This is a genomic window from Streptomyces sp. NPDC059201 (assembly GCF_042754585.1).
Lineage (GTDB): Bacteria > Actinomycetota > Actinomycetes > Streptomycetales > Streptomycetaceae > Streptomyces.
Window position 1 is genome coordinate 194,872 of the sequence record NZ_JBHZBB010000002.1, and the last position, 13,378, is coordinate 208,249.

9 protein-coding genes are annotated in these 13,378 nt (G+C 73.5%); 7 read left to right on the forward strand and 2 right to left on the reverse strand.

The genetic code is table 11. The features are described from left to right. Nucleotides 1-90: 90 nt before the first annotated feature. Nucleotides 91-1,530, forward strand: a complete 1,440-nt coding sequence (gene obgE, locus ACFXMG_RS06695) for a GTPase ObgE (RefSeq protein WP_383821692.1) — start codon at nucleotides 91-93, stop codon at nucleotides 1,528-1,530. Between the two features lie 66 nt (nucleotides 1,531-1,596). Here obgE and ACFXMG_RS06700 read toward each other — a convergent pair whose 3' ends face one another. After that, nucleotides 1,597-3,603 (reverse strand): PIG-L family deacetylase, encoded by a 2,007-nt coding sequence (locus tag ACFXMG_RS06700; RefSeq protein WP_383821694.1) that lies wholly within the window; start codon nucleotides 3,601-3,603, stop codon nucleotides 1,597-1,599. 190 nt (nucleotides 3,604-3,793) lie between these two features. Between ACFXMG_RS06700 and ACFXMG_RS06705 the strand changes: the two genes are divergently transcribed. Both ACFXMG_RS06705 and ACFXMG_RS06710 read left to right on the forward strand, forming a co-directional pair. Next, entirely contained in the window at nucleotides 3,794-4,828 is a 1,035-nt protein-coding gene (locus ACFXMG_RS06705) for a hypothetical protein (protein ID WP_383821697.1), read from the forward strand. Next, entirely contained in the window at nucleotides 4,825-7,644 is a 2,820-nt protein-coding gene (locus ACFXMG_RS06710) for a stealth conserved region 3 domain-containing protein (RefSeq protein WP_383821699.1), read from the forward strand. The genes ACFXMG_RS06705 and ACFXMG_RS06710 overlap by 4 nt, the downstream gene beginning before the upstream one ends. A gap of 75 nt (nucleotides 7,645-7,719) precedes the next feature. Here ACFXMG_RS06710 and ACFXMG_RS06715 read toward each other — a convergent pair whose 3' ends face one another. Next, a complete protein-coding gene (locus ACFXMG_RS06715) occupies nucleotides 7,720-9,477 on the reverse strand; it encodes a stealth family protein (RefSeq protein WP_383821702.1) in 1,758 nt (585 codons plus the stop codon). 225 nt (nucleotides 9,478-9,702) lie between these two features. Between ACFXMG_RS06715 and galE the strand changes: the two genes are divergently transcribed. The 4 genes from galE to ACFXMG_RS06735 all read left to right on the forward strand — a co-directional run bounded on the left by galE (nucleotide 9,703) and on the right by ACFXMG_RS06735 (nucleotide 13,318). Next, nucleotides 9,703-10,689 (forward strand): UDP-glucose 4-epimerase GalE, encoded by a 987-nt coding sequence (gene galE / locus ACFXMG_RS06720; RefSeq protein ID WP_383821705.1) that lies wholly within the window; start codon nucleotides 9,703-9,705, stop codon nucleotides 10,687-10,689. A gap of 218 nt (nucleotides 10,690-10,907) precedes the next feature. After that, nucleotides 10,908-11,342: a GtrA family protein gene (locus ACFXMG_RS06725; RefSeq protein ID WP_383821708.1), complete on the forward strand. Its 435-nt coding sequence runs from the start codon at nucleotides 10,908-10,910 to the stop codon at nucleotides 11,340-11,342. Nucleotides 11,343-11,358: 16 nt separating this feature from the next. Next, entirely contained in the window at nucleotides 11,359-12,627 is a 1,269-nt protein-coding gene (gene proB / locus ACFXMG_RS06730; protein WP_383821710.1) for a glutamate 5-kinase, read from the forward strand. A 184-nt stretch (nucleotides 12,628-12,811) separates the two neighbouring features. Beyond that, nucleotides 12,812-13,318 carry a hypothetical protein gene (locus tag ACFXMG_RS06735; protein ID WP_383821712.1) on the forward strand — a complete coding sequence of 169 codons (507 nt, stop codon included), beginning with the start codon at nucleotides 12,812-12,814 and terminating at the stop codon, nucleotides 13,316-13,318. The last annotated feature ends 60 nt before the right edge of the window (nucleotides 13,319-13,378 follow it).

A 13,378-nucleotide genomic window follows, 5' to 3' on the forward strand; every position in this document is an offset into this window, starting at 1 on the left:
GGACCTCACTTCCCGGCAGGGAAGCGGGTCCGCCTTTCGCGTGTTACTAGATAGACATTCCTGTACATAGCTTTCTGGAGGCACAGAACCATGACCACCTTCGTGGACCGCGTCGAGCTGCACGTCGCCGCGGGTAACGGAGGCCACGGCTGCGCCTCCGTCCATCGCGAGAAGTTCAAGCCGCTCGGCGGACCCGACGGCGGCAACGGCGGCCGTGGCGGCGACGTGATCCTGGTCGTCGACCAGTCCGTCACGACGCTCCTCGAGTACCACCACTCGCCGCACCGCAAGGCCACCAACGGCAAGCCCGGCGAGGGCGGCAACCGCGCGGGCAAGGACGGCCAGGACCTCGTCCTGTACGTGCCCGACGGCACGGTCGTCCTCGACAAGAAGGGCGACACCCTCGCGGACCTCGTCGGCCACGGCACGACGTACGTCGCCGCCCAGGGCGGCCGCGGCGGCCTCGGCAACGCGGCGCTGTCCTCGGCGCGCCGCAAGGCCCCCGGCTTCGCGCTGCTCGGTGAGCCCGGCGACCTCGACGACATCGTCCTGGAGCTGAAGACGGTCGCCGACGTGGCGCTCGTCGGTTACCCCAGCGCCGGCAAGTCCTCGCTGATCTCCGTCCTCTCGGCCGCCAAGCCGAAGATCGCGGACTACCCCTTCACGACCCTGGTCCCGAACCTCGGCGTGGTGACGGCCGGCTCGACCGTCTACACCATCGCCGACGTCCCCGGCCTCATCCCCGGCGCGAGCCAGGGCCGCGGCCTCGGCCTGGAGTTCCTGCGGCACGTCGAGCGCTGCTCGGTCCTCGTCCACGTCCTCGACACGGCGACGCTGGAGTCCGACCGCGACCCCGTCAGCGACCTCGACATCATCGAGGAGGAGCTGAAGCAGTACGGCGGCCTCGACGACCGCCCGCGCATCGTCGTCCTCAACAAGATCGACATCCCGGACGGCCAGGACCTCGCGGACATGATCCGCCCCGAGCTGGAGGAGCGCGGCTACCGCGTCTTCGAGGTCTCCGCGGTCGCCCGCACCGGCCTGAAGGAGCTCTCCTTCGCCCTCGCCGACATCGTCGGGAAGGCCCGCGCCGCGAAGCCGAAGGAGGAGGCGACCCGCATCGTCATCCGCCCGAAGGCCGTCGACGACGCCGGCTTCACCGTCACGTACGACGAGCAGGAGGACGTGTACCGGGTGCGCGGTGAGAAGCCGGAGCGCTGGGTCCGCCAGACCGACTTCAACAACGACGAGGCCGTCGGCTACCTCGCCGACCGCCTCAACCGCCTCGGCGTCGAGGACGCGCTCCTGAAGGCCGGCGCCCGCGCCGGCGACGGCGTCGCCATCGGCTCCGAGGAGAACGCGGTCGTCTTCGACTGGGAGCCCACCCTCGTAGCCGGCGCCGAAATGCTCGGCCGCCGAGGCGAGGACCACCGCCTGGAGGCCCCCCGCCCCGCAGCCCAGCGCCGCCGCGACCGCGACGCGGAACGCGACGACGCGGACCGGGAGTACGACGAGTTCAACCCGTTCTAGCGGGACTTCGGGAACCCCTGGTGGCCTTGGCCGCCGGGGGTTTCTGTGTTTTCGGGGGTGCGGGGGTCAGGCTGGGGTGCCGGTGAGGGTGTAGGTCGGGGGGTCTGCTGGGGTGGTGGGGGTGAGGAGGGGGGTGTTGGTGGTGAGGGTGAGGGTGAGGGTGACCTTGCCGTAGCCGGGTATCGGGGGGCGGGCCAGGGTCGTCCAGCGGCGGGTGCGGCCGAGGGGCAGTCGGGCTACGAGGACCGTGTCGCTCGCCGACTGGCGGTAGGCCAGGAGGACCGCGCCGTCGGGGGCGGTCGCCGCGTCCGGTACGTCTCCGGGGCGGACGTCCGGCGGGCGGGCACCGAGGTGCAGGTCGCCGCCGGGGGTGCGCTGCGCCCAGTGCTCCACCCGTTCGGCGGAGGCGCCGAAGAGATGGACGAGGCCGCTCCCGTCGACGGTCGCGGCGAGCCCCTCCTGTATGCCGCCACCCGGCAGCGACCGCCACCCCGACCAGGTGCCGTCGGTGCCGAGGACCCGCGTGCTGACGCCCTTGTCCCCGTTGCGTACGAAGACGTGGACGCGCCCGTCCGAGCCGGTCACGGCGGTCGGCGGGCCTGTCAGCCGGGTGCGGCGCGGCTCCGTCTCCGGATTGCCGAGCCCGAGCCACTCCTCCTCGAACGCCCCGCCCGGCGTCCGCTGCCGCAGCAGCACGATCTCCCGCAGGTTCCGCCGGTCGTCGCCCTCCAGGGACGAGAAACGCAGGCCGAGGACGAGGTGCCGGCCGTTCGGGGCGCGTACCACGGAGAGCGACGGGGCGAGCGGCCCGCCGCCCAGGTCCTCGGGCGGCCCGAACGCGCCCGAGGCCCCGGACCGCCGCCGCGCGAGCCGCGTCCCGAGCACCGCGTACTCGCTCACGCGCCCGTCCGGCCCGGTCACCGCCCGCGGCCCCGCGTCGGGGTGGCGCCGGCGGGTGGACCGTATCCACCCCTTCTTCGAGGCGAGCGCCGCCGCCCCGCCGAGCGCGTAGTCGCCGCAGCCGGACGGATTGCCGCACTGCCACCCCGGGTCGCCCCCGTACGCGTCGAGCAGGTGCGCCTTGAACGCGACCGTGGCCGGCGGCAGATTGTGCGGCCAGCGCTGGTTGTAGTAGCCCCGGTACGACTCCGTACGGAAGACCGGCGCCCGGCCGCCGCCCCCGCCCCGGCGGGCGAGCGCCGCCCAGGCGAAGAGCCCGGCGGCGGTGTGGTCCGGGTGGTCGGAGTAGCCGTCCTGGTCGCTGCCGCGCGGATGCTCCCGGTCGTGGACCTGCGCGTCCGGGTCGGGATCGAGCGTGCGCACCAGCGTCGGCCGGATCCGGTCGAGCAGGAAGACGAGCGTGTCGACGAGAGCCCGCCGGGTGTACGTGAAGCTCCGCAGGACCGGCGACTCCGGGGCCGACTGGGTGGGCAGCGTGACCCCGGGGCTGTCCCACAATCGGGTGAGATTCACGGCGCTCCGCCCGTTCCGCGCGTGCATCCGCAGATCGAGGAAGATCAGCTCGGCGCTGAGGCCCCCGTGGACGAGCCGGTTCACCTCCGCCTGGCGCCCGCCGGGCAGCGCGAGGACGGACCGCTCCCACGCGGTGAAGAGGGGCGCGCCGAGCATCCGCGCGTACGCCTGCCGCAGCCCCTGCTGGCGGGCCGAGACATAGGCCGGCACGTTCGGCTCGGGCGGCGGCCCGCCGGGTGCCGCGTTGCGGCCGAAGGACCCGCCGTCGGTGACGTACACCGAGGTCACGGGCGTACCGGCGGTCAGGTCGTCGGCGAGGTCGGGGTTCATGAAGAAGAGGTCGTCGTCCGGGTGGGCGACGATCTGGAGGACCGCGGCCCGCCCCTCGGCGGCGAAGCCCGTACCCGCCTCGCCCCGGGTTCCGGCGAGCCGCCGCACCGGGACCGGGCCGCCGCCCGCGACCACGGAGGAGGGCCCCCGGTCCGGGCGCGAGGAGCCGCCGCAGCCTCCGACCGCTCCGGCGAGGGCGACGGCGGCGGCCGAGGTGAGCAGCCCGCGCCGGGACGGCACGGCGTGGTCGAAAGCGGTCCAGAGTCCCATGGCCCCCGTGCCTTCCTGTCTCTCGAAGGGGATTGCCACGGGGAGAGGGAGGAATCGGTCATCCGGGTTTCATCCGCGCGCGTGAGTGTCGTCACCCCTCGGACACGTGTGCACCGATTTGCCTTTGTTGGGGGGCCTTGCCACTATGTGGCGCCGACTGCCAACCCCCTGAACGGAAGCCGGGATTGTCGTGAGTGACGCCTTGCTGCCCTACGCGGTGGGTGCCGCGAAACGAGCCCGGCGAGTGGCGGTGAGGATGCGCCGGCGGGTCGAGCGGCTGCACACCGCACCGGCGTTCGGCGGGCGGATCCCGCCCCGGCCCGCGCTCCGCCCGCTCCACCTCTCCGTCCTGGGTGGCCGCACCCTCAACGTCGCCGTGCTCGTGCCGCCCGCCACCGAGGTCGCCTCCGCCCGGCTCGAACTCGTGCGCGGCGGGCGCGTGCACCGGCTGCCGCTGGAACTCGAACCACAGACCGACGGCACCCGCCTCCTCACGGCGACCACGGCCCTCCGCTTCACACCCACCCCAGGCGACGGCGACACGACCGAAGCCGCGGAAGCCGCAGAGCCAGGCCCCGGCCTCCCCCTCTCCGCCGGTCTCTGGCGCATCGCCACCGTCCTCACCCGCCCCGACGGGCAGGAGGTGCGCACCGGCGTCGCCGCCGTAGCCGTCCCCTCCTCCGACGGCCCCGTCGCCCCCGTCTCGCCCGACCCGTACGGCGGCGCCCACTTCCGGCTGATGCGTTCGGTCGACGGTTTCGCCGTCCTCAAGGTCCGCGCCCCCGCCCACCAGGCCGAGCTCGACACCTTCGCCCTCCGCTGGGACCGGATCACCGTCCGCGGCCGGATCGTCGCCCCGCAGGCCCCGCCCGCCGCGTACACCGCCCAGGCGGTCCGGCGCGGCGGTGGCGCCGTCGTCCAGGCCCCGCTGGAGTGGGACGGCGACAGCTTCGCCTTCGACCTGCCGCTGGCCGGCATGGTCTCCGGCCGCAGGGCGCTGCGCTGGGACATCCAGCTCCAGCAGGGGCGCACCGGCCTCAGGATCGGGCGCCGGCTCACCGACCTGCGCCGGCGCAACCAGGTGATCCGCACCTCGTTCCGGATCATCGCCCTGGAGGACGGCTCGCTCCTCCGCGTCCATGCCTACATCACCTCGGCCGGGGCGCTCGCCGTCTCCTGCGTCGGATTCGAAGGCGCCCCCGGCGGCGCGGAGGAACGCGTATGAAGATCACCATCCTGCTCACCTGGGGCGACGCCATGGGCGGCACGGAGATGGCCGCCTACACCCAGGCCGCCCAGCTGATGCCGCGTCATGAGGTCGAGGTCCTCAGCGTGTTCAGGACGGAGGAGGAACCCTTTCTCCCGGAGGCGAAGGGCGTGCCCGTCCGCTACCTGGTGGACCGCACCGGCCGCTCCCCGCGCCCCGTGCGCCCCTCCACGCTCACGGCGGGCGAGTGCGAGGCGCTCGCCAATCTGCCCAGCGAGCTGATCGCCACCTCCTGGGAGCCCACCTTCGACCGGCTCTCCGACATCGAGATGACCGCCGCCCTCTCGGGGCTCGACGCGGACGTCCTGGTGACCACCACCCCGGCCCTGATGGCCGCCGCGGTCGGCCTCGCCCCCGCCCGGGTGGCCGTCGTCCACCAGGAGCACCGGGTCTCCCAGCTGCGCGGCGCCACCGGCGAACCGCTCCTCACCCACGCCCCCCGGCTCGACGCCCTCGTCTCGCTCACCGAGCTGACCACCGACTGGTTCGCCGAGTCGCTCGGCACCGCCGCCCCGCGCCTCGCCACCATCCCCAACGCGATGCCCGAGGGGTACCGGCCCCGCTCCGACCTCGGCTCGAAGACCGTCGTGGTGGCCGGGCGACTCGTCCCGGAGAAGCAGCTCGACCACGCGATCCAGGCGTTCGCCGAGGTCGCCGGCGAGCACCCCGGCTGGACGCTGCGGATCTTCGGCGACGGCCCCCAGCTCTCCGCCCTGCGCCGGCTCGTCGAGGGTCTCGGCGTGCACGACCGGGTCGAACTCGTCGGCCGCAGCCGCCGGATGGCCGAGGAGTGGGCCACGGCGGCGATCTGCCTGATGCCCTCGCGCGTCGAGTCCTTCGGCCTGGTGATGCTGGAGGCGTTCACCGCGGGCGTCCCGGTCGTCGCGTACGACACCCTCACCGGCCCCTCCCAGATCGTCCGCCACGAGGTGGACGGCCTGCTGGTGCCCGCCGACGACATCGGCGCGCTCGGCATGGCCCTCTCCCGCCTCATGGGCGCCGACGACCTGCGTACGGCCTACGGCGCGGCCGCCCGTACCGGGGCCCGCGAGCGCTTCGCCCCGGAGATCGTCACCGCCCGCTGGGACGAGCTCTTCACCGCCCTCCACGTCGAGGGCCCGGCCACCCGCGCCGCCGCCCGCGCCGACCGCGCCGCCCACCGGGTCGCCGCCGGAGGCAGCCGCAGCTTCGCCGTCTCCGCGCCGATCAGCAGGCTCTCGCCCTCCGCCGACGAGCAGAAGGCCCGCGAGGTCATCCTCCAGGCCAAGGACCCCAAGTCCCTGGCCCGCTCGGCCGGCCGGCTCGCCGAGGTCCGCGACGACGTGCCGTCCTGGCGGATGGGCGAGATCAACCTGGAGCTGACCGCGGGTGCCCTGGAGCGGCACGGCGTCCCCTTCGTCCTGCTCCACGACCCCACCACCGTCAGCCACCGCCTCGCCGTCAAGCAGACCGACCGGGAGCGCGCCCTGCGCGCCCTCGGCACCGAGCTGCACGGCCGCCCGGTCTACGCCGAGCTGGTCGCCCCCCGGACCGCCGCCCCCGGCGCCCGGCTCGCCGAGTCCCTCGTCCACGCCCCCGAGGTCGCCGGCGTACGGATCTTCAAACCGCTCGTCAGCGACAGCCGGACCCTGCGGTACGGGCCGGTGTACGGCTGCGGCGTCGAGTTCTGGGCCGAGGAGGAGGGCGACACCGGCTGGTACGCCGCCCCCCGCGGCACCACCCTCGTCGGCCCCCGCCTGCCCTCCCTCGACGGGGACGCCCGGATCTCCGTCGCCGGCCGGGAGTACCCGACCCTGGAGGTCTTCACCAAGAAGCTCATGTGGAACGTCGACTTCCCCGTCGACGCCGTCTACACCTGGGTCGACGACACCGACCCCGCGTGGCGCGCGAAGCGCGACCACGCCCGCCGGGAGCAGGGGCTCGCCACCGACGACGCCCAGTCCGGCGACGTCCGCTTCCGCAACCGCGACGAGCTGCGCTACTCGCTGCGCTCCCTCGCCGCGCACGCCCCCTGGATCCGGCGGATCTTCCTCGTCACCGACGACCAGGTGCCGTCCTGGCTGGACACCGCCCACCCGTCGATCGAGGTCGTCGGCCACCGCGAGCTCTTCGCCGACCCGGACTGGCTCCCCACCTTCAACTCGCACGCCATCGAGTCCCAGCTGCACCGCATCGAGGGCCTCGCCGAGCACTTCCTCTACGTCAACGACGACGTGTTCTTCGGCCGCCCGCTCGCCCCGAACAAGTTCTTCCAGTCGAACGGCAACTCGCTCTTCTTCCGCTCGCCCACCGCCGTCCCGCCCGGCGAGGTCACCGAGGAGACCGAGGGCTACTTCGTCGCCGCCAAGAACAACCAGGTCCTCCTGGAGGAGGCGTTCGGCCGGATCGCCACCCACGGCTTCCTGCACACCCCGCACCCGCTGCGCCGCAGCGTCCTCGCGGAGATCGCCGAGCGCTGGCCGGAGGAGACCGCGCGGACCGCGGCGACGCCGTTCCGGGGCCGTACCGACCTGTCGATCACCTCCTCGCTCCACCACCACTACGGCTACCTGACGGGCAAGGCGTCGCCCGGCGGCATCTCCGCCGCGTACGCCAACATCGGCGACTACAAGCACCACGTCGCCCTCAGCCGCCTCCTGGCGGCCCGCCACCGCGACGTCATCTGCGTCGGCGAGTCCGCGGAGGCGGAGGTCCCCCTGGACGAGCAGGACCGCGTGCTGCGCGCCTTCCTGGAGGCGTACTTCCCGGTGCGCTCGCCGTACGAGAAGGACTGAGGCACTGGGGTACGCGTGAGGCCCCGGGTACGCGTGAGGGGGGCGCCCGGCCGGGCGCCCCCCTCCGTCGTGTGGTTACCGCTTCTCGTACGGGCTCGGGACCGGGAAGTACGCCTCCAGGAACGGCGTGATGAGGTCCTTCTGCCCGCCCGCGTCCTGCTCCGTCGAGACCGTGTCGTTGACGCAGAAGACCGCCCGGTCGCGCTGGGCGAGGAGCCGGCCGAGCCGGGTCTCCGTCCACGGGTGGGTGAGGTCCAAGTACGCGTACGGCAGGTCGTTCGACGGGACCGCGCGGCCGGTGTGGAACGCGTAGTAGTGGTGCAGCGAGGAGGCGATGGAGATGTCGTCGACGCTGCGGAACCGGTTCGCCTCCGTGCGGCCGTACTCGACGGCGAACTCCGTCTCGATCTCGGCGAGCACGCTGCGCCGCAGCGGATGCGGCATGTGCTTCATCTTCTGCACCAGGACCGAGCCGTACCGCTCCTCGATCAGCCGGCGGTTGTTCTTGCCCGCGGCCGCCACCGGCGGGTCGTCGACGCTCCGCTCGCCCAGCGGCACCAGCGCGGGGGAGGGGAAGAACTTGCTGAGCCCGCTCGCGTGGAAGAAGTCCCCGGGGGTCAGCTCCCGGCTGAGCATCACGTCGTCGTTGAGGTAGAGGAAGTGCTCGGCGAGCCCGTCGATGTGGTGCAGCTGAGACTCGATCGCGTGCGAGTTGAAGGTCGGCAGCACCTCGGGGGAGCGGAAGATCTCCTTGTGCGAGATCACCCGCAGACCGGCGGCGGTGGGGTCCAGCCACTCCGGCGTCTGGTCGTCGGTGACCAGGAAGACGTTCCGCACCCAGGGCGCGTAGAGGTGCAGGGAGCGCAGCGAGTAGCGCAGCTCGTCGCGGCTGAGGTAGCGCGCCGCGTTGGCCGCCTCCGCGTGGTACGCCTCGCCGGCGTACTCCGCGCGCCGCCGCAGCCACTCCGGGTCCGAGCCGTCCACCCAGGTGTAGACGACGTCGACGGGGAAGGTGACCTGGTCGGCGCGGACGACGGCGGTCTCGGCGCGGGCCGGGACGAGCGGGGCGTCGGCGGGGGCGGTCACGGCGCGCGCGCGGACGTCGGTGAAGTCGGTGAAGCAGGACTCCGGGGCGTCGACCATCCGGCCGTCCCGGGGCAGCGTGGCGGTGACCCGGCCGGGCCGGGGCGCGGCCAGCTCGCCGTCCTCCTCGCGCCAGAACTCCACGTCGCAGCCGTACGGCTCGCCGAGCTTGAGCTGGTGGGTGGGGTCGGCGCGGTACCAGGTCACGCGCAGGACGGCGGCGGTACGCAGCCGGTGCCAGGTCCCCGCGGAGAAACCGGGCTGGGAGTGGCGGCCCGACGGGCCCTTCCCGGTGACCGGGGCCGCGTAGCCGGGCTCCCGCTCGCAGGCGCGGGCGAGGGCGGCGAGCACGGCGGCCCGGTCCTCCTCGCGCACGGCCACCGCGGACGAGGTGTCCGACTTGCCGGGGACGCAGAAGTGCGGGACGCCGGCGGCGGAGAGCGCGCCGAGCACCGCCTCCAGATTGGCCCGGCGGGCCCGCAGGGGGGTGATGCCCTCGGCGATCAGGGCCACCTTCGGCTCCCGGCCGACGCTGATCACCGCGCGGCCCGGTCCTGCGGTGAGCGCCGCGTACCGCCTGGCCAGCCGGTTGCGTCGGAGGCGCTCGGCGGCCGCCGTCCCGCTGGCGATGCGCAGTTTCACGCGGCGGCGCACATCGGCGTCCACCTGCGCGACGACGGCCCGTCGCACGCGGTCGGGAACGGCTCGGCGGTAGACCCCCAGCAGCCGGGGTGACTCGGGATTTCGCACTGCTGTTTACTCCTCGAACACGTACATATGCGGAGAGTGAGCAGCACCAGTATGCCGCCTCCGCGGACCGCTTCCAGGGCGCGCGAGCACCGCTCACGCGCCCCCCTGCGGCGGGTGCTCCGGGGCCTCGACGCCGGTACCGGGGCCGCCCGGCGGGCAGCAGGTACGGTGTATTTCCGCGGTCGACCTCCGCGGATGCTCAGCGACAAGGGATGTGGGGAGAGCATGACGTACCTGATCACCGGTGGTGCCGGATACATCGGCGCGCACGTGGTCCGGGCCATGACGGCGGCGGGGGAGCGGGTCGTCGTCCTGGACGACCTGTCGACGGGATACGCGCACCGCGTGCCCGAGGGCGTACCGCTGGTCGTCGGCTCCACCCTCGACCGCGAGCTGCTCGACCGGACGCTCGCCGAGCACGGCGTCACCGGCGTGGTCCACCTCGCGGCGAAGAAGCAGGTCGGCGAGTCCGTCGAACTGCCGCTGCACTACTACCGCGAGAACATCGTCGGCCTCACCGTCCTCCTGGAGGCGGTCGCCGCGGCCGGCGTGCGCAACTTCCTCTTCTCCTCCTCCGCCGCCGTGTACGGCATGCCGGACGTCGACCTCGTCACCGAGGAGACGCCCTGCGCCCCGCTCAGCCCGTACGGCGAGACCAAGCTCGCCGGCGAGTGGGTGGTCCGCGCGGCCGGCCAGGCGCACGGCATCGCCACCGCCTGCCTGCGGTACTTCAACGTGGCGGGCGCGGCCACCCCCGAGCTCGCCGACACCGGCGTCTTCAACCTGGTGCCGATGGTCTTCGAGCGGCTCGACGCCGGTGAGTCCCCCCGGATCTTCGGCGACGACTACGCCACCCCGGACGGCACCTGCATCCGCGACTACATCCATGTCGAGGACCTCGCGGACGCCCACCTGGTCGCCGCCCGCAAGCTCGCCGAGTGGGCCGAGGCGGGCGAGCCGCGCGACCTCACCGTCAACATCGGGCGCGGCGAGGGCGTCTCCGTGACCGAGATGGTCGCGCTGATCAACGAGATCACCGAGCACACGACCGAGCCCGTCGTCACCCCGCGCCGCCCCGGCGACCCGGCCCGCGTCGTCGCCTCCGCCGACCGCATCGCCGCCGAGCTGGGCTGGAAGGCGCGGTACGACGTCCGCGACATGATCGGCTCCGCCTGGGCCGGCTGGACCGCCCGCCGAGGCGCCGCCGTCTAACCCCCTCGCCCGCAACGCCGAACGGCCCTCTCGTACGCATCCGTACGAGGGGGCCTTCGCGTCGGTACGGAGGGGCTACGAGGCGGCCTTCGCACCGGTACGAGGCGGGCGCCGCGCCCGTACGAGGCGGGTGCCGCGCCCGTACGAGGCGGCCGTTCGTCGTGCGGGGGTCGCCCGCCCGGCATGCCCCGTTCATCTCTCGGCGATCTGATGGGCCCATGCGAGACCAGCTCGGCCAGATCATCCGCTTCGGCGTGGTGGGCGGGATCAACACCGGCACCTTCTTCGGCTGCTACCTGCTGCTGCACCCCTGGATGCCGTACTTCGCCGCGTACACCCTCGCCTTCCTGCTCAGCATGGTCGGCTCCTTCTTCCTCAACACCTACTTCACCTACCGCACCCGCCCCACCTGGAAGAAGTTCGCCCTCTTCCCCCTCACCAACGTCACCAACTACGTGGTGCAGAGCGCCGGTCTGTACGCGCTCGTCACCTGGGCCGGCATGGACGACCGGATCGCGCCACTCGTGGCCGCCGTCGTCGCCATCCCCTTCACCTACCTGATCTCCCGCCGGATCCTCGTCAGCCGCGCCCCCGACCGGCCTTCCGGTCCGGAAGGCGAAACGGAGGAGCGGCAGCCCTCCCGGCTCGCGTAGATTGCCCCTCGCGACCGTGCCGGGAGCGCACGGCGCCGGAACAGCGAGCGAGGCGCAGGTGGCGACGGAGATGGCGACGGTGCAGCAGGACATGAACCGACAGGACGTGACCCCGCAGACCGCGAGCCCGCAGCTCACGACCCCTCAGCTCACGACCGCGCCGTCCGTGACCCGCCCCTTCGTCACCGAGGCGCGCCGGATCGTCGTCAAGGTCGGCTCCTCCTCCCTCACCACCGCCGCCGGCGGCCTCGACGCCGACCGGGTCGACGCCCTCGTCGACGTCCTCGCCAAGGTCCGCAGCGGCGGCGAGAAGGAGATCGTCCTGGTCTCCTCCGGCGCCATCGCCGCCGGCCTCGCCCCGCTCGGCCTCACCCGCCGCCCCAAGGACCTGGCCCGCCAGCAGGCCGCCGCCAGCGTCGGCCAGGGCCTCCTCGTCGCCCGCTACACCGCCTCCTTCGCACGCTACGGCGTCCGCGTCGGCCAGGTGCTGCTCACCACCGACGACACCAGCCGCCGCGCCCACTACCGCAACGCCTACCGCACCCTCGACCAGCTCCTCGCCATGGGCGCGCTGCCGGTCGTCAACGAGAACGACACCGTCGCCACCGACGAGATCCGCTTCGGCGACAACGACCGGCTCGCCGCCCTCGTCGCCCACCTCGTCCGCGCCGACCTCCTCGTCCTCCTCTCCGACGTCGACGGCCTCTACGACGGCGACCCCGCCAAGCCCGGCACCTCCCGGATCGCCGAGGTCGGCGGACCCCAGGACATCGCCCACGTCGAGATCGGCTCCGCCGGCAAGGCCGGCGTCGGCACCGGCGGCATGGTCACCAAGGTCGAGGCCGCCCGGATCGCCGCCGCCGCCGGCATCCCCGTCGTCCTCACCTCCGCCAGCCGCGCCGCCGACGCCCTCGCCGGCCGCGACACCGGTACGTACTTCCAGCGGACCGGCCGCCGCTCCGCCGACCGTCTCCTCTGGCTCGCCCACGCCTCCACGCCCCAGGGCTCCCTCGGGCTCGACGACGGAGCCGTGCGGGCCGTCGTCGAGGGCAAGAAGTCGCTGCTCGCCGCGGGCATCGCCGCCGTCGAGGGCGACTTCGTCGCCGGCGACCCGGTCGAGCTCCGCGACGGCACCGGCCGCCCCGTCGCCCGCGGCCTCGTCAACTTCGACGCCAAGGAACTCCCCCGGATGCTGGGCCGCTCCACCCGCGAACTCGCCAGGGAACTCGGCCCCGAGTACGAGCGCGAGGTCGTCCACCGCGACGACCTCGTCGTCCTCGGCTGACGCTGTCCAAAACCGCGTGCGGAAGCCCTTGCGAAACCGCCGCCGAAACGGCTGAAACTCCTGCCATCCGGAAGGGACCTTTACCAAAACCGCCCCATACGGCGGCTCGGACTGGTCAACTTTGTCTCGGGGGTAACGAGCAACGCGGGGTACAGCACCACACGCATCACACAGGAGGCCGCCGGTGAGACGAGCGCGCCCAGGGGCACTGCCCCGCGGGACGGCCGAACGCGCCCTGACGAGTGTCGAGGCCGGAGCCGACTTCGACGCGGCACGGGACGAGGACACGGAAGGCAGGAGCACAGCAGCCGAGACGGGTGCACGGGACGGCGGCGCGGGGGAGCGCCCCCTGTCCAAGCTGTGGCACGTCACCCTCAGCGTGTCCGGCGTCGAGTCGCCGCTGAAGGAGGTGCGGCGCGGGCTGGAACAGCTCGCCCACGACCACCCCTTCCTGCTGACCAGCCGCTACGCCAACGACCACGCCGAGATCCGGTACTGGGAGGAGGCCCGCGACCTGCACGACGCGGCCGCCGTCGCCCTCCGGCTCTGGGGCGAGCACCGGCAGACCGCGAAGCTCCCGCCGTGGGAGATCGTCGGCCTGGAGGTCATCGACCGGGAGACCTACCACCTCCGGATCGCGGAGGGCTACGGCCCGCCGCCCGCCGCCCCGGTCGGAGTCCACCCCTACTGACCGGCCGGGGGCCCGGGTCCTGACGGGCCGGGCCCCCGCCGTCCGTACGGTGGCACGGGC

What these genes read in the sequence shown, in the direction of transcription:
- ACFXMG_RS06725 (WP_383821708.1), top strand. Translation starts at nt 10,908, where the DNA reads ATGCGAGACCAGCTCGGCCAGATCATCCGCTTCGGCGTGGTGGGCGGG.
- obgE (WP_383821692.1), top strand. Translation starts at nt 91, where the DNA reads ATGACCACCTTCGTGGACCGCGTCGAGCTGCACGTCGCCGCGGGTAAC.
- galE (WP_383821705.1), top strand. Translation starts at nt 9,703, where the DNA reads ATGACGTACCTGATCACCGGTGGTGCCGGATACATCGGCGCGCACGTG.
- ACFXMG_RS06700 (WP_383821694.1), bottom strand. Translation starts at nt 3,603, where the DNA reads ATGGGACTCTGGACCGCTTTCGACCACGCCGTGCCGTCCCGGCGCGGG.
- ACFXMG_RS06710 (WP_383821699.1), top strand. Translation starts at nt 4,825, where the DNA reads ATGAAGATCACCATCCTGCTCACCTGGGGCGACGCCATGGGCGGCACG.